Below are 22487 nucleotides of genomic sequence, written 5' to 3' on the forward strand. Positions count from 1 at the left end.
TTATTAATATTGTATAGTCTTAAAATAATTCTTATTTAGTTGAAAAGATTTTCTTAAAGTTTTTAAAGTTCTAGTCCTTGTTTTTAGATTAAATTTAGGAGATATAGATGTAAACCCAAATAGCTCTTTTTGTTGATCATTTAATAAACCAAATATTTTTGGACCACATTTTGCCCAGTCTGTTGAAGGTTTGATCCACCATCTTTTATAATGACATAAAATTCCCCATCTTTTTTTTGAATTTGTATTTTTTCCAATTTGATGCCAGGTTTGACCTAAAAAAAAAATAATAGAGCCTTTTTTTGCTTCTCCATGAACAAATTTTTTTTTTATTTCTTTTTTATATTTTTTATTATTCTGAATTTTTGTTGTGGATAAATGACTCTTTGGCCAAATTTTTGTAGCTCCATTTTCTTTTGTAAAATCATTCAAACAATAGCAAATTACTACATCTGAAGTATTTTCAGGAAATTTGCAGGGTAAATGTGAGTCTATATGTACTAAGGTTTTGTAATTAGATCTAACGTTTATGCTGCCACTTGCTTGGCAATTATCTAAGATGAAAGTTTCCTTAAAGATATTTTTTAAGACATTCAAGATTAATTTTTTATCTAACAGCTTTAGATAAGTTTTTGGATCTCTTAATGGTAAATCTCTTATAATTAGTTGACCATTTTTAGAATTTTCATCAACAAATTTCTTATTTTTTGACAAACTATTATTTAATTTTTCAAGTTTATGTATTAATGATTCACATTCTTTTTCTTTGATAAAATTGTTAACTATACAAAATCCATCTCTATGAAGTTTTTTTACAATATTTTTTACTAAAGTTTCAATTTTTTTCATTTTTTAAAAAAGTATTTTTGATAAATTTGCTCCTGAGTAAATTCCCAGTCTTTTTTATCTAAAGAAAGATATATAGCATCACTAACTTGTTTTGCTAAGATAATATTTTTTGAATAATCATTAAACTTAATTTCTTTAAAACCAAATTTTTTATGTAACTTAACGACCTCTAAATTGTGACCTAAAACGTAACAATATAATTTTTTTAATTTAAAAATATCAAAAAAGTGGTTTATTGATAAAAATTCGACAGATGCTCCAAGACCAACAATATTTTTTTTTTCTGAAATATAAAATGACCATTCACCCAAAAGTAATTTTTTGTTGAATTCCTTAAAACCTATTCCTCCAACTAATTCTCTGTTGTATTTTATTGCGTAAAAAAAGTTAGATTTAGATGTATTAAATTTTTTATACCATTTTAAATGATCCTTTTCTGAAATAATTTTAGTATTTACCATATTATTTCTTATTTTTTTTTCATTTCGTATTAATCTAATTTCCAAAATTTCTTTGTTGCTAAGATAATTAATATTATTTAATTCTATTTTATCTATTACTTTATTTAATTTCATCATTTTCAATTATTTTTTTTATTATTTGAGAATTATTAAAAATTGGATTCCATTTTAATGTCTTTTTTGTAAAGTTATTTGAGATTTTTAAATTAATAGGATTATGGTTTTGATTGCCCGCATTTTTTATCATTTTAATAATTAGTTTTTTTTTTAACTTTTGTTTAAAAATTTTTGCAATTTCAATCAAACTTATTGATTTGCTATTATTAAAGATATCTAAAATTCTAAATTTTCTACTTGTTTGAAACATACTTTTTTCAAATGCTGATAAAAGGTCGTTTATATAAATAAAATTAAATTTTAAGTTTGGATTTATTAAATGAATTATTCCATTTTTTACAGCACAAGATTTGATCTTAAATATTAAATTATTTTTATTATTCGATATAACCCTGGGAAATCTAAATATATCTACCGCAATTTTATGATCTTTAAAATAATTATAAAGAATTTTTTCAGAAAATAACTTTGAAATTCCATATAAATTTTTAGGAGTTAACTCAGTTTTTGTAATATAATTGTTTTTATCATTGTCTCCATAAACATGTTCTGTTGAAGTAAAAATAATTTTTTTTACATTAATTTTCTTTACCTTTTTTAAAAAGTTCATAAGAGTTTCAGAATTTATTTGAATATATTTTTTTAAATATCTTAGGTCCAAGCTTAAAGGGCCACCAGTTATTCCAACTAAAAAAATTATAACGTCAATTTTTATTGGAATCTTTTGAAATCTATTTTGTTTCAAAAAATCAAATTTTATGAATTTGACATTTTTTATCTTATCTTTTTTTTTAAATTTTTTATCTAATACAAAAAAATTGATTTTTTTCTCTTTAAGATGCTGAATTAAATGATTTCCTAACTCTCCACCACCTCCAGCAATTAGTACATTTTTAATTTTCATTATTAAAATTTATTATTTTTTGTTTTAAACTAATTTTTTTTAAGTTTTTAAATTGTTTAAAAATTTTTTTTGAGGAAAAATTATTCATTTTTCTCTTTTTTTTAATCTTTTTTTTTGTCAAAATTTTGTAAAATTCGCCTAACAATGTTTGTTTTATATTGGTTAAATTATAAATACCTTTAGCTTTTTTATAAGTTTTACTTATTAAATACGAAATATCCTCTGTATGAATTAAATTTAGATTCAGTCCTTTATTATAAATTTTTATTTTTTTTCCTTTTCTATAATTTAATAATATTTTTTTTACCAGTCGCTTATTTTGCATTTTCCTTCCAAAAACATAACCAATTCTATAGCACAAAAAATCTATATTATTTTTATGACAATAAACTTGTAAAAGTTTTTCTTGCATAAATTTAGATAATGAATAAAAATTTTCAGGATATAATTCGCTATTCTCATTAAATAATTTTTTTTTTCCAGAGCCATAAACAGAACAAGATGAGGCTAAAATAATTTTTTTAATGGGTATCTTAATATCTTCCAATAAGTGAGCTAATCCAAAAATATTTGTTTTTTTACACTTTTCCCAACTTGTGATTTTTTCATTTAATGGAACAAAACTTGAAAAATAAAATAAATAATCAATCTTTTTAAGATTCAGATTATTAAAGATTTTCTTATTTCTTTTATTTAAATCAAAATGAATAAATTTTTTTTTTTCATTTTTTCTAGAAAATAAAAATATCTTATTTTTTAAATTTAACTCTTTTAATAAATTTTGAGCTGTAAAGCTTGTATGACCAAAAAAAAATATGTTCATACTAATTTTTTTATACTAAATTGTCTTAAATGAACACTTACATATTTATTCCTGACACAAATAATAAAGCTGGATTAGGTCATTTTTTTAGATGTCTGAAATATTCTGATTTTATTATAAAACCACACAAAATAATTTTTTTAATTAAAAAAAATTTTGATAAAAAATTTTTAAAAAAAAATAATTATAATAAAATTGAAATAAAATATATTTTTTATGAAAATCTGAAACAAACTTTAATTGCTTCCAAAGATAAAAATAAAAATATAATAACCTTTTTAGATAGTTATAACTTAAAACTTCAAAATTTAAATTTCAAAATTATATCAAAAAAACATATTAATATTTTAGATTTCAAAATGAATTTTAAATCTGACTATACGATAGATCATACATTTAAAAGAAAAATTGGGTATCATAAAAATAAAAATTCAAGATTCCTTTTAGGAATAAAATATTTTCCTATTCTCAATAAATTATCATTTTTAAAAAGAGAAATTATTTTAATAAATTTTGGATCGGTAAAAGATAAACTACTTATAAATCAATCATTGACCTTTTTAAGAAAACTAAATCTCAATGAAGTTTATAAGATTGTAATAATAAGCAACAATTCTTCCGAAAAAGATTTTGCAAATATCAAAATTAAAAATAGAATTTTTTTCTATAAATTTGTTTCTAATATCAGTAAGTTTTATAGAAGAACCTTTTTTTCATTTGGTGCATGTGGAATTTCTTTATACGAAAAATGTTTCTACAATATCCCAAGTATTTCAAAAAGTTTGGCTAAAAATCAATATTTTAACTTCAAAAATTTTAATGCAAATGGTTGTATTTTAGAATTTGATAGAGTAACTAAATTAAATATAAAACGAATTGAAGAAAAACAAAAGTTTTTTAATAATGTATTTAAAACTGAAGCATGTATTAAAAAAAAATTTAATTATAAAAAAAACAAAAAAAACCTAAATACCCTTTTTAAAAAAATAAATGAAAATTAATATTCAAAAATACTTTAAATATAAAAATAATTTGAAGCCTTTAATTATAGCTGAAATATCGGCAAACCATTGTGGTAGTAAATCTCTATTTTTAAAAACAATTAAATCAGCTGCTAAAAATGGTGCAGACTTAATAAAAATTCAAACTTATGAGCCAGAGGATATAACAATTGACAAGTCTTTTGATTTACCAAATTGGAATAAAAAAAAAATATGGAAACTTTATTCAAAAGCCCAGACACCTTATAAATGGCATCACGATGCCTTTAAACTTGCTAATAAATTAAATATTGAGTTGTTTAGTACACCTTTTAGTAAAAGAGCAGTAGATTTTTTACTAAAAAAGAAAGTCAAATTATTTAAAATTTCATCTTTTGAGATAAATGACTTTAATTTAGTAAAAAAAATTGCCAGTACAAAAAAACCAATTATATTATCTACGGGAATGGCTTCTCTCAATGAGATTAGAGAATGCGTAAATATAATTAGAAAATTTCATAACAAAATTATTCTACTCCATTGCGTATCAGGATATCCAACTCCAGATCATGAGGCTAATTTAATGAGAATTTCATCTTTAAAAAAATACTTCAAAAATATCAATATAGGTTTATCTGATCATTCTGACGACATTTTATCATCAATAAGTTCGATTCCCTTAGGTGCAAAGGTAATTGAAAAACATTTTATCTTATCTAAAAAATTAAAATCTTTTGATAGAAATTTTTCGATTACTCCACAACAGTTAAAAATATTATCGACTTACACAAAAAAAATTTTTTTAAACTTAGGAGATGGAAAGTTTAAAATTCAAAAAAAAGAGCAAATTTCAATAAAATTTAGAAGGTCTATTTTTTCTATTAAAAATATAAAAAAAGGAGAAAAACTAAGTCAAGATAATATATCTACTTTTAGACCAGCTATTGGACTAAGTGCTAAATATTATTTTCAAATTTTAGGAAAAAAGGCAAAAAAAGATATAGAAGCGAACACGCCTATTTATTCCTCCTTAATTAAATAATAATTTAATACAATCTAATAAAAATTTTTTTCAGTGCATAAATCAAGCCAATTGAGCTATTAGTACTGGTCAGCTACACGCATTACTGCGCTTCCACATCCAGCCTATCAACGTGGTGGTCTACCACGGCTCTATAGGAAGAACTAGTTTTGAGGTGAGTTTCCCGCTTAGATGCTTTCAGCAGTTATCTCTTCCATACTTAGCTACCCTGCACTGCAGCTGGCGCTACAACAGGTCCACCAGTGGTATGTTCAACCCGGTCCTCTCGTACTAGGGTCAACTCCTCTCAATTCTTCTACACGCATAGCAGATAGGGACCGAACTGTCTCACGACGTTCTGAACCCAGCTCACGTACCACTTTAATTGGCGAACAGCCAAACCCTTGGGACCTGCTCCAGCCCCAGGATGTGATGAGCCGACATCGAGGTGCCAAACACTGCCGTCGATATGAGCTCTTGGGCAGTATCAGCCTGTTATCCCCGGCGTACCTTTTATCCGTTGAGCGATGCCCCTTCCACTCAGAAGCACCGGATCACTATGACCGACTTTCGTCTCTGCTCGACTTGTCAGTCTCACAGTCAGGCAGGCTTATGCCATTGCACTCTACGAACGATTTCTGACCGTTCTGAGCCTACCTTCGCACGCCTCCGTTACTATTTGGGAGGCGACCGCCCCAGTCAAACTACCCACCATACAATGTCTCGCTGCCGGATGACGGCTAGCGGTTAGATGTCAAGAAAAACAAAAGAGGTATTTCACTGGTGACTCCACAAAAACTGACGCTTTTGCTTCAAAGTCTCCCTCCTATGCTAAATATGTTTTTCCTAACACCAATGTAAAGTTGCAGTAAAGGTGCACGGGGTCTTTCCGTCTAACTACGCGAACTCCGCATCTTCACGGAGAATTCAATTTCACTGAGTTGATGTTGGAGACAGCGGAGAAATCGTTACGCCATTCATGCAGGTCGGAACTTACCCGACAAGGAATTTCGCTACCTTAGGACCGTTATAGTTACGGCCGCCGTTTACTGGGGCTTCAGAAGTTAGCTTGCACCAACCGCATTAACCTTCCAGCACCGGGCAGGCGTCAGACCCTATACATCCACTTACGTGTTAGCAGAGCCCTGTGTTTTTGATAAACAGTCGCTTCTCCCTGGCTTGTGCCACCTTTTCGTAGTTGCCTACAAAAAGGTCTTCCTTATCCCGAAGTTACGGAAGCATTTTGCCGAGTTCCTTCAACATCATTCTCTCAAGCGCCTAAATATACTCTATTAATCTACCTGTGTCGGTTTCGGGTACGGTCTTAATGATGGAGCTATTTCTTGGGACTTCTTCGCAGCAAGTTCAATCCATTAAGAACTCACAACTTACGAAATCCGTCACTACCATCAGGTCAAGGAATATTAACCTTGTTTCCATCGACTACGGCTTTCGCCCTCGCCTTAGGTGCCGACTAACTCTACGCGGATTAACCTTGCATAGAAACCCTTAGATTTTCGGCGACGAAGTTTTTCACTTCGTTTATCGTTACTTATGTCAGCATTCGCACTTCTGATACCTCCAGGATCCCTCACGGGTATCCCTTCAAAGGCTTACAGAACGTTCCGCTACCCCTTACAAAGTTCGAAAACTTTGCAAAGCCACAGATTCGGTACATGATTTGAGCCCCGTTACATCTTCGGCGCAGAAACTCTATTAGACCGGTGAGCTGTTACGCTATCTTTAAAGGATGGCTGCTTCTAAGCCAACCTCCCGGCTGTTATGGAATTTCCACATCCTTTCACACTTAATCATGATTTTGGGACCTTATCTGGTGGTCTGGGCTCTTTCCCTCTCGACCATGGACCTTAGCACCCACAGTCTGTCTGCCGAAGAACAATGTCTAGCATTCGGAGTTTTATTAGGTTTGGTAAGAATCTCTTCCCCCTAGCCCATTTAGTGCTCTACCTCTAAACATCTATTTATTCGACGCACTACCTAAATAGTTTTCGCGGAAAACCAGCTATCTACGAATTTGGTTGGCCTTTCACCCCTTACCACAAGTCATCCAAAGACTTTTCAACGTCAACTGGTTCGGTCCTCCGGTTGGTGTTACCCAACTTTCAACCTGCTCATGGTAAGCTCATTCGTTTTCGGGTCTAATTCATTAAACTAATCGCCCTATTAAGACTTGCTTTCGCTGCGCCTACACCTAGATGGCTTAAGCTTGCTTAATAAATTAAGTCACTGACCCATTATACAAAAGGTACGCCCTCACCCTAAAAAGGGCTCGGACTGATTGTAGGCATGCAGTTTCAGGTTCTATTTCACTCCCCTAATAGGGGTTCTTTTCACCTTTCCCTCACGGTACTAGTTCACTATCGGTCACTGAAGAGTATTTAGGCTTAGAGGGTGGTCCCCCTATATTCGAGCAGGATTTCTCGTGTCCCGCTTTACTCAAGAATTTTGTTAAACATTACTCATACGGGACTATCACCCTCTATGGTTAGCATTTCCAAACTATTCAAATTTTTTTAACAAAATTGCTGGCCTACTCCGCGTTCGCTCGCCACTACTAACGGAATCTCAATTGATTTCTTTTCCTCTGGTTACTTAGATGTTTCAGTTCTCCAGGTTGTCTCTTTAAACCTATGTATTCAGTTTAAAGTACCACATAAAGTGGTGGGTTTCCCCATTCGGAAATTTTCGGATCAAAGCTTACATACAGCTCCCCGAAACTTATCGCAGTATATCACGTCCTTCATCGGCTTTCAGTGCCAAGGCATCCACTACACGCCCTTAAACGCTTGATTTATGCACAGAAAAAAATTCTTTTTAAAGAAATTTAATCTATGATGTGATCAAATTTTTATTTTGAACATTAAATAATAACTTTTAATGTTCGGATATAGATATTGATATAAATTATTTTTATTCACAGTTTTAATAACTAAATGTTTCCTGGTGGAGGATACAGGGATCGAACCTGCTACCTCCTGAATGCAAATCAGGCGCTCTCCCAGATGAGCTAATCCCCCATTTAGGTTTTTGGTGGGCCGAGAAAGACTCGAACTTTCGACCCCACCCTTATCAAGGGTGTGCTCTAACCAACTGAGCTACCGGCCCTACAAGAAGGAAACATTACTTTAAGAAGAGAAATGAGGACGGTCAACATTACCGATGTATATTATTTAGAATGAAATTTTACTTTCATTCATCCTTAGAAAGGAGGTAATCCAGCCGCAGGTTCCCCTACGGCTACCTTGTTACGACTTCACCCCAGTCGCTGACTATACCGTGGTCAAGGGTTTAAAACCTTGCCTTAAGGTAGAACCAACTCCCATGGTGTGACGGGCGGTGTGTACAAGACCCGGGAACGCATTCACCGTGGCACGCTGATCCACGATTACTAGTAATTCCAGCTTCATGCACTCGAGTTGCAGAGTGCAATCCGAACTGAGGCATCTTTTCGGGATTTGCTTAACGTTGCCGTTTTGCTTCCTGTTGTAGATGCCATTGTAGCACGTGTGTAGCCCAACACGTAAGGGCCATGAGGACTTGACGTCATCCCCACCTTCCTCCAGCTTATCACTGGCAGTTCTTTCAGAGTGCCCAACTTAATGATGGCAACTAAAAGTGAGGGTTGCGCTCGTTGCGGGACTTAACCCAACATCTCACGACACGAGCTGACGACAGCCATGCAGCACCTGTGTTTCGTCCGGCCGAACCGAAAACTCTAATCTCTTAGAGTCGCGACGAACATGTCAAGTGTTGGTAAGGTTCTGCGCGTATCTTCGAATTAAACCACATGCTCCACTACTTGTGCGGGTCCCCGTCAATTCATTTGAGTTTTAACCTTGCGGTCGTACTCCCCAGGCGGTGTGTTTATCGGTTTCCCTGCGACACTGAAAATAAATTTCCAACGTCTAACACACATCGTTTACGGCATGGACTACGAGGGTATCTAATCCTCTTCGCTACCCATGCTTTCGTTCCTCAGTGTCAGTAATGATCCAGAAAGCTGCCTTCGCAATTGGTATTCTTTCTAATATCTACGAATTTCACCTCTACACTAGAAATTCTGCTTTCCTCTATCATACTCTAGCTGAAAAGTTTTGATGGCAGTTCCAGAGTTAAGCTCTGGGATTTCACCACCAACTTTTTCAACCACCTACGAACTCTTTAAGCCCAGTAATTCCGAACTACGCTAGGTCCCTTCGTATTACCGCGGCTGCTGGCACGAAGTTAGCCGGACCTTCTTATTCGGGTACAGTCATTTTCTTCCCCGACGAAAGAGCTTTACAACCCAAGGGCCTTCTTCACTCACGCGGCATCGCTGCATCAGAGTTTCCTCCATTGTGCAAGATTCCCCACTGCTGCCTCCCGTAGGAGTTTGGGCCGTGTCTCAGTCCCAATGTGGCTGATCATCCTCTCAAATCAGCTATTGATCATAGTCTTGGTAGGCCATTACCCTACCAACAAACTAATCAAGTGCGGGCTCATCCATTGGTGCATAAAGCTTTCTCCGTAAAGACTTATCCGGTATTAGCACAAGTTTCCTCGTGTTATTCCAGGCCAAAGGGTAGATACCCACATGTTACTCACCCGTCTGCCACTAAGTATTGCTACTTCGTTCGACTTGCATGTGTTAGGCGTGCCGCCAGCGTACGTTCTGAGCCATGATCAAACTCTCAAGTTAAAAAACGGCGCACACTAGCTTCATATATAAATTGTAAGAATACAATCCATACGATTTTGAAGTGTGTACGACAAATTTTGGTAACCTTAACCGTCCACACTTCTCTTCTTAAATTTTTACTTTTTAAATAGCTAATTGGGTTAAAAAAGCCCAATCTTCCTCACTAATTTATTGTTTAAACAATAATTTTATTGAGAAAGTGTGGTGCTTATAAGCTAAAATAAAACTAAATCAAGCATTTAGCATTTTTTTAAATGCTAAATATGTAAGCAAATTCAAGGTTTTTTTTGATTTTTACCCAATTATAAATTAATAATTGCAGATTCTAGATGATACTCAATTTTAAACAGCTTAAAAAATTACTTAAAAAAAATATTGAAATATTTTTACTTTTTTCTTTAATGCTTATTACAATCTTAAGCACTACATTTTATAATAATTATAAAAACTCAGTAAATGAAAATTACAAAAACATAATAAATAATATCTATTTTCAAAAAAGTTTAAATCATATTTTTAATAATTTTCTACCAAAATATCAAAATATTGAACATAAAATTTCTAAAGGTGAATCATTTAATAAAATGCTAAATAGCTATCTAATTCCTAAAAGTGAGATTGAGAAAATAAAAAAAAAAATTAATAATGATTTTAATTTGAATATTCTAAAAGAAGGCCAAATCGTAAAATTTACCATTGACGTCTCTAATAATAAAAAAATAACAAATTTTTTGTTTCCTATTTCTAGAACTAAAAAAATCTTATTAACCAAAAATTTTGAAACAGATTTATTTGAGAAAAAAATTATTATTACCAACTTAACCAGAAAGGTAATTTTTAAAGAAGAGCAAATTTTACAAAGTTTTTATAAGGCTGCTATTGATGTAAATATTAAACCAAATGTAATTATTGAATTTGCAAGAATTTATGGATTTCAAGTTGATTTCCAAAGAGACATAAAAATAAATGACAAATTTCAAATAATTTACGAAGTATTCGAAGATGATAACGGTAAAATTTTTGAAACAGGAAATATTATTTATGCAAATCTTAAACTAAGTGGGATAAATAATCCCTTATATTATTTTGATGATAAAAAAAGTGGAGGGCATTACGATACAAATGGCAAGAGTATAAAAAAAGCATTAATGAAAACTCCTATTAATGGAGCACGGTTATCATCCTCTTTTGGAATGAGAAAACATCCTATTGATGGTTTTAATAAAATGCATAGAGGAACTGATTTTGCAGCACCATCTGGAACACCCATAATGGCCTCAGGTGATGGAATAATAAAAAGAGCTAAATGGTGTGGCGGTGGTGGTAATTGTATTCAGATAAAACACAATTCTACTTATCAAACAATATATGCTCATATGAAAAACTTTGCTCCTGGGATTAGAGTGGGTTTAAGAGTAAAACAAGGTCAAGTAATTGGATATGTAGGATCTACAGGCATTTCAACTGGTCCTCATTTACATTATGAAGTAATTGAAAATGGGAAAAAAATTAATTCGCAATCACTAAAATTACCCTCGGGAAAAATATTACTTGGAAAAGAAAGACAAATATTTGAAATAGAAAAAATTAAGATAGATGTTTTAAAATCAGAAATGATTATTGGTTTAAGTTAACTTGTAGCAATTTTTTTTTCAGAAGATTTTATAACTTTTTTAACTTCTTGCTCTGTGGGAATTTTTTTTTCTTCTTGTTTTTCTTCTTGTTTTTCTACTTGTTTTTCTTCTGATTTTATTGGCTCAACTGATGGTGTGTTTATTCTAGCGATTCTATTATTTTCTTGCTCATTTTGAACCCTTGTAAAATGATCTGCATGCTGGAAATAGTTTTCAGACATAACTCTGTCTTCTTTAGCTAAAGCTTCCCTGGCCATTTCGTTGTATTTTTCAACAAGCTTTGCGGCATTATGATTGTTTCTGCCATGGTTATTTCTTCTAAAATTATCATTATTATTAAATTTTGACCCTTCGTTGCTGCTTCTAAAGGGTGGTCTTCTGTTGTTGTTGCTTCTGAATGAAGGTCTTCTGTTATTGTTATTATTTCTAAAAGTTACCATATTTTTATCTTCTAATTTAAATTTTAGTGCTGATTATGCAACGATCGTTATTTCCATAGTCTTTTAAAGCTTTGTTTATGTAAAAACCTTCTTCTTTTAATATTTTTTTGACTTTATTCCTTTGATTAAATCCTATCTCTAAAATAAATTTTCCATTTCTTTTTATCAGAGTACTTGCTTTATTAATAACTTTTCTGATTTTTGAAAACCCATCAAATCCACCACTTAAAGCTAACTTTGGCTCAAAATTAATAATGTCTTTTTCCAAATATTTTAAATTAAACAATTCAATATAAGGAGGATTTGAAACAATAATATCATATTTGCCAATTCTGAAATTGTCAACACTAGAATGAAAAAACTTTACTCTGCTTGTTAAATTGAGTTGATTTGCGTTGTATTTGCTTACATTTATACTTTTTTTTGAGACATCTATTCCAGTTCCATAAAATTTAGATCTTTCTTTTAATATGGATAAAAGGATACATCCAGAGCCAGTTCCAATATCTAAAATCTGTAATTGAGAGTCCTTTGAATAAATTTTTAAGACTTGCTCAACTATTAATTCAGTGTCTGGCCTTGGAATTAGCACATCTTTATTAACAAAAAACTCATCTTTCCAAAAGTCTTTTTTATTTATTAGATAGGCAATTGGTTCACCTTTTTTTCTTCTTTCAATTAAAATTTTAAATTTCTCTAATTGTTTTGAGTTTAAATATTCTTTTGGATTTAAAATTATATATTTTTTATCTCTCTTAATTGAAGTAGATAAGAGTATTTCACTATCAAGTTTTGGATTAGAAATTTTACTTTTTTTTAAGATCTTTATTCCTTCGTTTAGAGAGTTCTCTATATTCATTTAATTAAGATTACTTAATTTCTCTTCTTGTGCTTGTAACGTTAGATTTTCCACCATTTCATCAAATACTTCACCTTCCAAAAAAGCCTCGAGTTTGTGTAAAGTTAAATTAATACGGTGATCGGTTACTCTTCCTTGTGGAAAATTATAAGTTCTAATTCTTTCTGACCTATCTCCTGTTCCAATCTTGCTTTTTCTATCCTCTGATCTCTCACCCTCTATTCTTGATCTTTCCAGTTCATAAAGTCTTGATCTTAAAATTAACATTCCTTTGGCTTTATTTTTATGTTGAGATTTTTGGTCTTGTTGAGATACTGATATCCCAGTTGGAATATGTGTAATTCTAACAGCACTGTCTGTTGTATTTACAGACTGTCCTCCAGGTCCTCCAGCTCTAAAAACATCAATTCTTAGATCTGAATCATTTATTTTTATATCTACTTCTTCAGCTTCAGGTAAAACAGCTACTGTTGCAGCAGAAGTATGAATTCTACCTTGCGTTTCTGTATCTGGAACTCTTTGAACACGATGAACTCCACTTTCATATTTTAGAGTTGAGTAAATATTTTTTCCTCTAATTGTTGCAATAACCTCTTTAAGTCCACCTGCCTCACTCTGAGATATGCTTATTAATTCTAACTCCCATTTTTTTTTATGACTAACCTTTTCATACATTTTAAAAAGGTCTGAAGCAAACAAACTAGCCTCTAAACCACCAGTTCCAGCTCTGATTTCTATAATTGCATTTTTTTTATCTGCATCATCTTTAGGTAATAAAAATAATTTTAATTTTTTTTCTATTTTTTCATTTTCTGACTTAAGATCTTTCAACTCAGTTTCAGCCATTGTTTTAAACTCATCATCACTGCCAGCATCACCTAAAATTTTTTCTAAATCTTTTTTTTCTGCTTCGTATGAAAAATATTTTTTGGCACCTTCTATTACGTCACTTAAATCTGAATACTCTTTTGATTTTTCAGCAAAAAGTTTTTTGTCTACATCACCTGCTGATAGCTCCTTTTCTAATAAGGAGTGTTTAGATATCAATTCTTCAATAGTTTTTAATGGAATCATTATATTTTTTTATCAATTTCAGCAGCTTTTTTTTCAACTTCGCTTACAACTTTTGATATTATGTCTTTTGATAAAACTTTTTCACTTTGAATGCCAGATAAATAAAGCATGTTATTTCCTTTTCCACCTCCTGTTAATCCTATGTCCGTCATCGCTGCTTCTCCAGGTCCATTAACTACACATCCAATAATTGATAAAGTTAGGGGGGTTTTAATATGTGAAAGTTTTTCCTCTAACACTTTGACAGTATCAATTACTTGAAAACCTTGTCTTGCACATGATGGACAAGATATAATTCGTACACCTCTATTCCTTAGATTGAGTGACTTTAATATTTCGTTGCCTATTTTAATTTCTTTAACTGGATCATCTGATAGTGAAATTCTTATTGTGTCACCTATTCCATCCATTAAAAGTGAACCCAGGCCAATTGACGATTTAATGCTACCTGAAATGAAACTACCAGCTTCAGTAATTCCTAGGTGCAAAGGATAATCAGTTACCTTTGAAAGTTGACGGTATGCAGCAATAGACAAGAAAACATCTGAAGACTTTACACTAATTTTAAAATTAAAAAAATTTTGGTCTTCAAGAATTTTTATATTTCTTTGTGCGCTTTCTACTAATGCTTCTGGACATGGCTCCTTATATTTTTCTAAAATATCTCTTTCAAGTGAGCCTGCGTTGACTCCTATTCTTATGGAACAATCATTATTTTTAGCTGCACTTAATACATCGTGTATTTTTAATTTATCTCCTATATTGCCTGGATTAATTCTTAAACATTTTGCACCATTTTCTGCAGCTTCAATAGCTCTTTTATAATGAAAATGAATATCAGCAATTATTGGTACAGAAACATTCTTGGTAATTTCCTTAAGAGCTAAAGAGGACTCTTTGTCTGGACAGGAGACTCTGACAAGGTCAGCTCCTTCTTCATGTATGTCGTTAATTTGTTTAATGGTTGCTTGAATATCAGTGGTTAATGTATTGGTCATGGATTGAACAGAAATAGGATTATCTCCACCTATTTTTACATCACCCACATTTATAATTTTTGTTTTTTTTCTTTGAATGTCTCTGAATGGTCTTAAGCTCATTATTTAATCTAATTTAAATTCTTTATGAAGGACAGATATTGCTTTTTTTACATACTTACTAGAAATCAAAACTGAGATTTTTATTTCAGAAGTTGAGATAACCATAATATTGATTTTTTTTGATGCTAGTGCTTGAAACATTCTATAAGTGATTCCAGGTGTTGTAATCATACCAACCCCAATTATTGAAACTTTAGAGACATTGCTATCTTTAGTTAACTTTCTAAAAGATATTTTTTTATTTTGTTTTATAATTTTTTCAGTTTTTTTTAAATCTTCAGATTTAATAGTAAAAGTTAAGTCTGTTTCTTTACTATTTAATGAAATGTTTTGAACAACCATATCTACATTTATTTGATTAAGTGATAATGGTTTAAAAATAGAAGCTGCGACGCCAGGTTTATCTCTGACACCAATCATTGTAACTTTGGCGTCATTTTTTGTGGATGTAATTCCTGTTATAATTTGATCACTAAAGGCTTTTTTACTATTTGTTATTAAAGTACCTTTTTTTTTCGAAAATGAAGATTTAACAGAAAAACTTATATTGTTTAATTTAGCATCCTGAACAGATGTCGGTTGCATAACTTTTGCACCTAGAGATGCCATCTCAAGCATTTCATCATAAGAAATTTTTTCAATTTTTTTTGCTTTTAAATTACTTCTTGGATCTGTTGTATAAACACCATCTACGTCTGTATAAATATTACAAGCATAGGCATTAAAAAATTTCGCCAGCATTATTGCTGAAGCATCTGTTCCACCTCTACCTAGCGTAGTAATTCTATTTTCTGGATTGATTCCTTGAAATCCTGTAATAATTGGTATTCCACCTGATTTCATAAAACTAAGTACTTTACTTTTATTAATTCTATTAATTCTTGATGAGCCATATAAGCCCTCAGTAAAAATTGGCAACTGCCAAGATATCCATGATCTAGACTTAAATCCAAGATGATTTAATCTGCCAGCAATTAATGCGCAAGTTGCTTGTTCACCTGTGGATAACAAAACATCATATTCAGCTGCATCAAAATTTTTACTCAATTCTTCTGTGTGCTTAATTAGCTGATTCGTTGTTCCACTCATTGCTGAAGAAACTACAATTACTGCTAACTTTTTCTTTTTATAATTGCTTATAATTTTAGCAACATTCTTAATTCTATCTATATTTCCAACAGAAGTTCCACCAAATTTTAATACAACAATTTTCATTGATAATTTTATTTAATTAATATTGCTAAAATACATCTTAATTGTTATGTCCACAAGTCATCTATTATGAATTCAATAAATAAAAAAGAAATAGAAAAATTTTCTAAAATTGCTGAAGAATGGTGGAATCCTAACGGCAAATTTAAACCTCTGCACAATTTTAATCCAATAAGAATTGGATATATAAAAGAAAATATAATTAAAAATTTTAAGATTAAACCCTCAGATAAGCCCTTAAAAAAAATTAATCTACTAGATATAGGTTGTGGTGGAGGTTTATTATCTGAGCCAATGTGTAGACTGGGTGCCAACGTAGTTGGAATAGATGCTTCAGCAAAAAATATTAAAGTTGCAAAATTTCATGCAAAAAAAAATAAACTTAAAATTAATTACAAAGTTGCATCGCCAGAAAAGTTAAAAACTAAGATAAAATTTGATGTAATTTTAAATATGGAAATAGTCGAACATGTTGAGAATATAGATTTTTTTATCAAAGAAAGCTCAAAGTTATTAAAAAAAAATGGTATAATGTTTGTAGCAACACTAAATAAAACTTTAAAGTCATATGCATTTGCAATTGTCGGAGCAGAATATATTTTAAAATGGCTTCCTATAGGAACTCATAACTGGGAAAAGTTTGTTAAACCAAATGATTTAATAAAAATTTCAGAAAGAAACAATTTATCTTTAAAAAAGTTAGATGGATTGAAATTTAACATACTTAACAACAGCTGGAAAATTAGTAATGATACATCTGTTAACTATATAGTTAAATTAAAAAAGAATTAATTTTCATTATCTTCTATCCAAGGCATTATCTCTGTTTCTATACCTTCCTCTTTTAAATCTTTAAGATCCTCTTTTGTTGTAGTTCCATAGATTCCTTTAGACATTTTCTTATTGTTGTAATGAATAGACCTCACCTCATAAGCAAAATTTTCTCCAACGTAATCAAAATTTTTTTTAATAAATTCTTGATATTTTAATATTGTTTGCTTAGCTCGCTTATATTTTTGGATTTTTTTATCCATCATAGAATTTTTCTTCGATGTGGATATACTCGGTGACATTAAAGTTTTGTGAATACTTGATGAATTGCAGTTGTGACAGTTAAGAAATTTTTTTTTTTTTAATCTTTCATATTCATTAGATGAAGAAAACCAGCTATCAAAAGTGATATTACAATCTTTGCAGATAAGCCTATATTTGATCATAAGATTTAATTAAAATATTTAGTTCAATATTAAGTTAACTTCTATAATCAGCATTGATCTCTATATATTTTTTGGTTAGATCCATAGTGTATGCTGTAAAATTTTTCTTACCTAAATTTAGATTAACAACTATATCAATCTTTTTTTCTTCTTTCATATATACCTCTGCATCACTCTCAATATATGTTTTGGATAGCTGACCTTTTTCAATAACTTTTATAGATCCTAGTTTAATAGATAATTTACTAATGTCGATTTCTACATCTGTTTTACCTATGGCCATTATAATTCTTCCCCAATTAGGATCATTACCAAAAATAGCAGTTTTGACCAGCGGTGAGTTTGCAATTGAAAAAGCAATTTTTTTTGCATCATTTTCTGTCTTAGACTGTGTAACATTGATTGTAATAAATTTACTCGCCCCTTCACCATCAGCAACTATTCTTTTTGATAAATTTAGCAACACTGAATGTAATGCTTCATCAAAAGCTTTTATTTTTTTATCGTTGATATTATTTATGATGGGATTTTTTACTTTTGCTGTTGAAAAAATTGTAACCATATCATTTGTACTTGTGTCTCCATCACAGCTAATAGCATTAAACGTTGTTTCAATATTTTTTTTTAATAATCTATTTAAAATATCATTTGAAAGATCTGCATCTGTAAAAATGTAACCCAATGTGGTTGCCATATTTGGAAAAATCATTCCTGACCCCTTTGCTATTCCATAAATTTTTATTTCTTTATTTCCAATTTCACACTTTTCCATTGCAAGTTTTGGTTTTAAATCAGTTGTCATTATGCCTAATGCAGCTTTTATCCATACATACTTATTTTGAGTATATCTAATTTTTTCAATCAATTCTGGAATACTATTTTTAATTTTTTCTAATGGGTATTTTTCACCTATTGTTCCAGTACATCCAAAAATAATTTCTTTTGATAATATTTTTTTTGGATTATCTTCATCTTCTAATTGTTTTTTAGATAGCAACACCGATGCTTGTTCTGCTATATCCTCTAAACTTTTATAGCCATCTGGGCCCGTGAAAGCATTAGCATTTCTAGTATTAATTATAAGAGATCTTATCTTTTTACTTTTTATATTTAGATTCCATTTTATATTTTCTGAAACTATTTTTGATTGTGTATATACCGAAGCATAGTTTGCCCCATCTCTGAAATAAAACATGACCAGGTCATCTCTTGGTTTGTTATATAAATTTGCACATATAGTGGATATTGAAACGCCATCAATATGGTCCAAATCTTGAAAGTCATTCATTTTATACTTTAAAGCTTGTGACTTTATAAAGTTTTTAATATTTATTGGCATATATTTAAAATATTTATTTAATACTTATATTAAACGTTATAACTAATTGTATATCAAAAAAATCAGATGCTAAATCCTTTAAATTTTATCTCAAAGTTCATTAAATCAAGTAATCAGAAAGAACTTGATCGAATTGCTAAAATTGTCGAAAAAGTTAATTCTTATGAATCTGTAATCAAGGAAATGGCTGATGAAGAGTTTCCCCAAAAAACAATAAAATTTAAGAAAGAAATCAGTAAAGGTAAAAACATTAATGACTTTTTACCTGAAGCGTTTGCACTTGTTAGAGAAGCATCAAAAAGAACTCGTAATGAAAGACATTATGATGTTCAAATATTAGGTGGCGTTGTTCTTCATGAGGGAAAAATTGCAGAAATGAGAACGGGAGAAGGTAAGACTCTTACCATAAGTCTTGCTGCTTATCTAAATGCTTTGCTTGGTAAAGGTGTTCATATTGTAACTGTAAATGATTATCTAGCTAAAAGAGATTCATACGAAATGGGAGAGATTTACAAATTCTTAGGATTAACCTCTGGTTATATAAACAATGATCAAGATGATTATGAAAGAAAAAGGAATTATAATTTTGATATAACATACGCTACCAACAGCGAGTTAGGATTTGATTATCTGAGAGATAATATGAAACTATCGAAAGAACAAATGGTCCAAAGAGGGCATACTTACACTATAGTAGATGAAATAGACTCTTGTTTAATTGATGAGGCCAGAACTCCATTGGTTATATCTGGAGCAGCTGAAGACAAAACAGAACAATATCTTGCAATAGATAGGTTGATCAAAAAATTAAAGCCAAATCATTATGAAATTGATGAAAAAGATAAAAATATTTTACTTACAAATGATGGAATAAATACTGTAGAGGAAATATTTTCTAACGCGGGGATTTTAAAAAATAACAACTTTTATGACCCAGAAAACTTGAGTTTAGTCCATCATGTTAATCAATCTTTAAAAGCTAATCACTTATTTGAAAAAGGAAAAGATTATATAATCAAAGATAGATCATTAAAAATTATAGACGAACTTACTGGAAGAATTCTGGAAGGAAGAAGATTTGGAGACGGACTTCATCAAGCTCTTGAAGCAAAAGAGCAGATAGACATACAAGCTGAAAACCAAACTCTTGCATCTATAACTTATCAAAATTATTTCAAACTTTACAATAAGATTTCTGGATGTACTGGAACAGCTGCAACTGAATCTCAAGAGTTTTATGAAATATATAATTTAATTGTTGTTATTATTCCTACTGATAAAAAAATGATTAGAAAAGACTGGAATGATCAAATTTTTAGAACTGAAATAGAAAAAAATAAAGCCATTATTGAAAAGGTTATTAAATGTCACCAACAGGGACAACCAATTTTAGTTTTCACATCAAGTATTAATAAGTCTGAAATTTATTCAAAGTTACTTCATGACAAAGAAATAAAACATATTGTTTTAAATGCAAAAAATCACGAAAATGAAGCAGAGATCATTGCTAATGCAGGAAAGAAAAACTCAGTTATAATTACTACAAGCATATCTGGAAGAGGTGTTGATATCCAGCTGGGTGGGAAAAAAGGAAATGAGCCTGATACGGAATTATTGATCAACAAAAACAAAATTAAATCATTAGGTGGGTTATATGTTATCGGCACTGAAAGAATGGAGTCAAGAAGAGTTGACAACCAAGCTAGAGGAAGAGCTGGACGTCAAGGAGATGAAGGAAGTTCAATTTTTTACGTTAGTTTAGAAGATGATTTAATGAGAATTTTTGGATCAGAGTCTATGAATAATATTTTACAAAAACTTGGCCTAAAAGATGGAGAGAGCATTGACCACCCCTGGATCAATAAAGCCCTAGAGAGAGCTCAGCAAAAAGTGGAAGCAAGAAACTTTGATATAAGAAAGAATTTACTTAAATTTGATGATGTTTTAAATGATCAGAGACATGTGATATTTTCTCAGAGAAATAGTGTTATGAATAGCGAACAAGTTTTCAATTATTCAGATGAGTTTTTATCAGAAATTATAAATCATTTAATCAGCTTAAAATCTCAAAAATTATCAACAATCAAAAATAACGAATTTAATAATCAATTAAAAATTTTACTTGGAAAAAGTGTTGATGATAAAGAGTTTGAAGATTTTACTAATTTAAAAAATGATGATTTTAAAGAAAAAATCATTTCCAAATTTTTAGATTCAAGAAATGAAAGAGTCAGTATGTTAAATCAAGATAAAGCAAAAGAAATTGAAAAGAGAATTTTTCTCCAATGCATCGATTTAAATTGGAAGTCACATATTCAGTACCTTGAGCAATTAAGACAGGTTATAGGGCTTAGGTCTTATGGTCAGAGAGATCCACTAGTTGAATATAAAAAAGAGGCTTTTCATCTTTTTGAAAGCTTACTAAATAAACTAAAAATCGATTTTGTTACGATATTAATAAATTTAAAAGTGATTCAACATAATGATACATCTACTTCAAATATTAATAAGAATGAAACAGAAATTTCTAATAATCCAAAATGTATTTTGCTACAAAGAAAAGGTGAAAAAATTTCAAGAAATGAAAAATGTGAGGCTACAGGTAAAAAATTTAAAAACTGCTGCGGTGCTTTATAGAAAAAATATTAAACAACCAAGTAAAATAATTACACCAATAGATATTCTTAAATTTATTTTTGATCTAAAAAAGTTTTGTAAAAATGTATTAATATTATTTTTTTTGATACTTAGCGCGTTCAAACTATCTGATTGGTTAACAAATCCTTTTGACCTTCCAATGGTTAGAAATTTATCTTTTCTATGATTTAAAACTTCTTCTCCACTCATGCTTAAAAATTCATCTAAGTTTCTTTCAATAGAATTTCTTACATTTTTTAAAATCAAATCTCTATCTCTATGAGCGCCACCAACTGGCTCTGGAATGATCTCATCAATTACTTTTAATTCTAAAAGATCCTTCGAGGATAACTTCATAGCTTTTGCTGCATCAAGTGTTCTTTTAGAGTCTCTCCATAAAATAGTCGCACATCCTTCTGGAGATATGACTGAATAAATTGAATTTTCCAACATGATAACTTTATTGGATGAGGCTAAAGCTATTGCACCACCTGAGCCACCTTCCCCAATAACTATTGCAAATGTTGGAACGCTTAAAGACATACAGCATTCTATGGATTTGGCAATTGCTTCTGCTTGTCCTCTTTCCTCAGCCCCTACGCCTGGGTATGCACCTGGGGTATCTATAAATGAAATAATTGGAATATTAAATTTATTAGCAAGTTTCATCAACCTAATAGTTTTTCTATACCCTTCAGGTCTCATCATTCCAAAATTTCTTTCAATTCTAGTTTCTAAATTATCACCTTTTTCTTGCCCTATGACTAAAACTGATTTCTCATTAAATTTTGCAAATCCAGTTAAAACTGCCTCGTCTTCTCCATAAAATCTATCTCCAGATAGCGGAATAAAATCATCAAATAAATTATCTATAAAAAATTTAGCTTTAGGTCTATCTTCATGTCTTGCTACTAAAGTTATTTGCCATGGATCAAGGTTAGAGTAAATCTCTTTTAATTTTCTGTCTATCTCCTCTTGGGATTGAGAAATTTTTTTTGTATCTATTTCGGAAAGGCCATCTTGATTATATGGGTCTTTCAGTTTTTCAATTTCTACTTCTAAGTTTTTGATATCAGATTCAAAATTTAAATAATTTTTCATATTAGTAATTGAATTATTAA

At 30.5% G+C, this 22487-nt stretch carries 17 protein-coding genes, 2 tRNA genes and 2 rRNA genes; 5 read left to right on the forward strand and 16 right to left on the reverse strand.

What is annotated here, in order from left to right; translation table 11 throughout:
- Positions 1-3 precede the first annotated feature (3 nt).
- Genes VP91_RS01160 through VP91_RS01175 form a run of 4 tightly spaced genes read right to left on the reverse strand, consistent with a single transcriptional unit; the run spans position 4 to position 3154 of the window.
- Complete coding sequence (locus tag VP91_RS01160; RefSeq protein ID WP_169035617.1) at positions 4-849, reverse strand: phytanoyl-CoA dioxygenase family protein; 846 nt, start codon at positions 847-849, stop codon at positions 4-6.
- Positions 846-1427, reverse strand: a complete 582-nt coding sequence (locus VP91_RS01165) for a GNAT family N-acetyltransferase (protein ID WP_169035618.1) — start codon at positions 1425-1427, stop codon at positions 846-848. Before VP91_RS01165 ends, VP91_RS01160 begins: the two co-directional genes overlap by 4 nt.
- Entirely contained in the window at positions 1411-2331 is a 921-nt protein-coding gene (locus VP91_RS01170; protein ID WP_169035619.1) for an SDR family oxidoreductase, read from the reverse strand. The genes VP91_RS01165 and VP91_RS01170 overlap by 17 nt, the downstream gene beginning before the upstream one ends.
- Positions 2321-3154 (reverse strand): SDR family oxidoreductase, encoded by an 834-nt coding sequence (locus tag VP91_RS01175; protein WP_169035620.1) that lies wholly within the window; start codon positions 3152-3154, stop codon positions 2321-2323. The genes VP91_RS01170 and VP91_RS01175 overlap by 11 nt, the downstream gene beginning before the upstream one ends.
- A 29-nt stretch (positions 3155-3183) precedes the next feature.
- Between VP91_RS01175 and VP91_RS01180 the strand changes: the two genes are divergently transcribed.
- Both VP91_RS01180 and pseI read left to right on the forward strand, forming a co-directional pair.
- Positions 3184-4155, forward strand: a complete 972-nt coding sequence (locus VP91_RS01180; protein WP_169035621.1) for a hypothetical protein — start codon at positions 3184-3186, stop codon at positions 4153-4155.
- Positions 4145-5176 carry a pseudaminic acid synthase gene (pseI, locus tag VP91_RS01185; protein ID WP_169035622.1) on the forward strand — a complete coding sequence of 344 codons (1032 nt, stop codon included), beginning with the start codon at positions 4145-4147 and terminating at the stop codon, positions 5174-5176. The genes VP91_RS01180 and pseI overlap by 11 nt, the downstream gene beginning before the upstream one ends.
- 38 nt (positions 5177-5214) lie before the next feature.
- Here pseI and VP91_RS01190 read toward each other — a convergent pair.
- The 4 genes from VP91_RS01190 to VP91_RS01205 all read right to left on the reverse strand — a co-directional run bounded on the left by VP91_RS01190 (position 5215) and on the right by VP91_RS01205 (position 9854).
- Positions 5215-7968 (reverse strand): 23S ribosomal RNA (locus VP91_RS01190).
- A 149-nt stretch (positions 7969-8117) separates the two neighbouring features.
- Positions 8118-8193: transfer RNA gene (locus tag VP91_RS01195), tRNA-Ala, on the reverse strand.
- 11 nt (positions 8194-8204) lie between these two features.
- A tRNA-Ile gene (locus tag VP91_RS01200) sits at positions 8205-8281 on the reverse strand.
- Between the two features lie 98 nt (positions 8282-8379).
- Positions 8380-9854 (reverse strand): 16S ribosomal RNA (locus VP91_RS01205).
- The 16S and 23S rRNA genes sit together here with 2 tRNA genes alongside, the layout of an rRNA operon.
- 329 nt (positions 9855-10183) lie before the next feature.
- Here VP91_RS01205 and VP91_RS01210 point away from each other — a divergent pair.
- A complete protein-coding gene (locus VP91_RS01210; RefSeq protein ID WP_169035623.1) occupies positions 10184-11488 on the forward strand; it encodes a M23 family metallopeptidase in 1305 nt (434 codons plus the stop codon).
- Here the strand turns inward: VP91_RS01210 and VP91_RS01215 are convergent.
- The 5 genes from VP91_RS01215 to VP91_RS01235 are packed head-to-tail and all read right to left on the reverse strand — an operon-like array spanning position 11485 to position 16176.
- Positions 11485-11928, reverse strand: coding sequence for a DUF4167 domain-containing protein (locus tag VP91_RS01215; RefSeq protein WP_169035624.1), 444 nt, complete (start codon positions 11926-11928; stop codon positions 11485-11487). The two genes, VP91_RS01210 and VP91_RS01215, sit on opposite strands and share 4 nt — an antisense overlap.
- A 16-nt stretch (positions 11929-11944) precedes the next feature.
- Entirely contained in the window at positions 11945-12787 is an 843-nt protein-coding gene (gene prmC / locus VP91_RS01220; protein ID WP_169035625.1) for a peptide chain release factor N(5)-glutamine methyltransferase, read from the reverse strand.
- Positions 12788-13861, reverse strand: a complete 1074-nt coding sequence (gene prfA / locus VP91_RS01225) for a peptide chain release factor 1 (protein WP_169035626.1) — start codon at positions 13859-13861, stop codon at positions 12788-12790.
- Entirely contained in the window at positions 13861-14961 is a 1101-nt protein-coding gene (gene ispG / locus VP91_RS01230) for a flavodoxin-dependent (E)-4-hydroxy-3-methylbut-2-enyl-diphosphate synthase (RefSeq protein ID WP_169035627.1), read from the reverse strand. The genes prfA and ispG overlap by 1 nt, the downstream gene beginning before the upstream one ends.
- Before the next feature lie 3 nt (positions 14962-14964).
- Positions 14965-16176, reverse strand: a complete 1212-nt coding sequence (locus VP91_RS01235; protein ID WP_169035628.1) for an aspartate kinase — start codon at positions 16174-16176, stop codon at positions 14965-14967.
- A gap of 66 nt (positions 16177-16242) precedes the next feature.
- Here VP91_RS01235 and ubiG point away from each other — a divergent pair, with 66 nt between their 5' ends.
- Positions 16243-16965 (forward strand): bifunctional 2-polyprenyl-6-hydroxyphenol methylase/3-demethylubiquinol 3-O-methyltransferase UbiG, encoded by a 723-nt coding sequence (ubiG, locus tag VP91_RS01240; protein ID WP_169035629.1) that lies wholly within the window; start codon positions 16243-16245, stop codon positions 16963-16965.
- On the opposite strand, the gene VP91_RS01245 is transcribed toward ubiG, so the two are convergent.
- Both VP91_RS01245 and argJ read right to left on the reverse strand, forming a co-directional pair.
- On the reverse strand, positions 16962-17390 hold the full coding sequence (locus VP91_RS01245) for a DUF1178 family protein (RefSeq protein ID WP_169035630.1): 429 nt from the start codon (positions 17388-17390) through the stop codon (positions 16962-16964). The two genes, ubiG and VP91_RS01245, sit on opposite strands and share 4 nt — an antisense overlap.
- 34 nt (positions 17391-17424) lie before the next feature.
- Positions 17425-18729, reverse strand: coding sequence for a bifunctional glutamate N-acetyltransferase/amino-acid acetyltransferase ArgJ (gene argJ / locus VP91_RS01250; protein WP_169035631.1), 1305 nt, complete (start codon positions 18727-18729; stop codon positions 17425-17427).
- A 66-nt stretch (positions 18730-18795) separates the two neighbouring features.
- On the opposite strand from argJ, the gene secA reads away from it, so the two are divergent.
- The gene (secA, locus tag VP91_RS01255; RefSeq protein WP_169035632.1) at positions 18796-21366 is read left to right on the forward strand and encodes a preprotein translocase subunit SecA; all 2571 of its coding nucleotides are present in this window, start codon (positions 18796-18798) and stop codon (positions 21364-21366) included.
- Here secA and VP91_RS01260 read toward each other — a convergent pair.
- Entirely contained in the window at positions 21361-22467 is a 1107-nt protein-coding gene (locus VP91_RS01260) for an acetyl-CoA carboxylase carboxyltransferase subunit alpha (protein WP_169035633.1), read from the reverse strand. The two genes, secA and VP91_RS01260, sit on opposite strands and share 6 nt — an antisense overlap.
- Between the last annotated feature and the right edge of the window lie 20 nt (positions 22468-22487).

The sequence above is a fragment of the Candidatus Pelagibacter communis genome, from assembly GCF_012932795.1.
GTDB classification, from domain to species: domain Bacteria; phylum Pseudomonadota; class Alphaproteobacteria; order Pelagibacterales; family Pelagibacteraceae; genus Pelagibacter; species Pelagibacter ubique_S.

What these genes read in the sequence shown, in the direction of transcription:
- VP91_RS01245 (WP_169035630.1), bottom strand. Translation starts at nt 17,390, where the DNA reads ATGATCAAATATAGGCTTATCTGCAAAGATTGTAATATCACTTTTGAT.
- VP91_RS01235 (WP_169035628.1), bottom strand. Translation starts at nt 16,176, where the DNA reads ATGAAAATTGTTGTATTAAAATTTGGTGGAACTTCTGTTGGAAATATA.
- pseI (WP_169035622.1), top strand. Translation starts at nt 4,145, where the DNA reads ATGAAAATTAATATTCAAAAATACTTTAAATATAAAAATAATTTGAAG.
- prmC (WP_169035625.1), bottom strand. Translation starts at nt 12,787, where the DNA reads ATGAATATAGAGAACTCTCTAAACGAAGGAATAAAGATCTTAAAAAAA.
- prfA (WP_169035626.1), bottom strand. Translation starts at nt 13,861, where the DNA reads ATGATTCCATTAAAAACTATTGAAGAATTGATATCTAAACACTCCTTA.
- VP91_RS01160 (WP_169035617.1), bottom strand. Translation starts at nt 849, where the DNA reads ATGAAAAAAATTGAAACTTTAGTAAAAAATATTGTAAAAAAACTTCAT.
- VP91_RS01260 (WP_169035633.1), bottom strand. Translation starts at nt 22,467, where the DNA reads ATGAAAAATTATTTAAATTTTGAATCTGATATCAAAAACTTAGAAGTA.
- secA (WP_169035632.1), top strand. Translation starts at nt 18,796, where the DNA reads ATGCTAAATCCTTTAAATTTTATCTCAAAGTTCATTAAATCAAGTAAT.
- VP91_RS01180 (WP_169035621.1), top strand. Translation starts at nt 3,184, where the DNA reads ATGAACACTTACATATTTATTCCTGACACAAATAATAAAGCTGGATTA.
- VP91_RS01170 (WP_169035619.1), bottom strand. Translation starts at nt 2,331, where the DNA reads ATGAAAATTAAAAATGTACTAATTGCTGGAGGTGGTGGAGAGTTAGGA.
- VP91_RS01175 (WP_169035620.1), bottom strand. Translation starts at nt 3,154, where the DNA reads ATGAACATATTTTTTTTTGGTCATACAAGCTTTACAGCTCAAAATTTA.
- VP91_RS01210 (WP_169035623.1), top strand. Translation starts at nt 10,184, where the DNA reads ATGATACTCAATTTTAAACAGCTTAAAAAATTACTTAAAAAAAATATT.
- argJ (WP_169035631.1), bottom strand. Translation starts at nt 18,729, where the DNA reads ATGCCAATAAATATTAAAAACTTTATAAAGTCACAAGCTTTAAAGTAT.
- ispG (WP_169035627.1), bottom strand. Translation starts at nt 14,961, where the DNA reads ATGAGCTTAAGACCATTCAGAGACATTCAAAGAAAAAAAACAAAAATT.
- ubiG (WP_169035629.1), top strand. Translation starts at nt 16,243, where the DNA reads ATGAATTCAATAAATAAAAAAGAAATAGAAAAATTTTCTAAAATTGCT.
- VP91_RS01165 (WP_169035618.1), bottom strand. Translation starts at nt 1,427, where the DNA reads ATGATGAAATTAAATAAAGTAATAGATAAAATAGAATTAAATAATATT.
- VP91_RS01215 (WP_169035624.1), bottom strand. Translation starts at nt 11,928, where the DNA reads ATGGTAACTTTTAGAAATAATAACAATAACAGAAGACCTTCATTCAGA.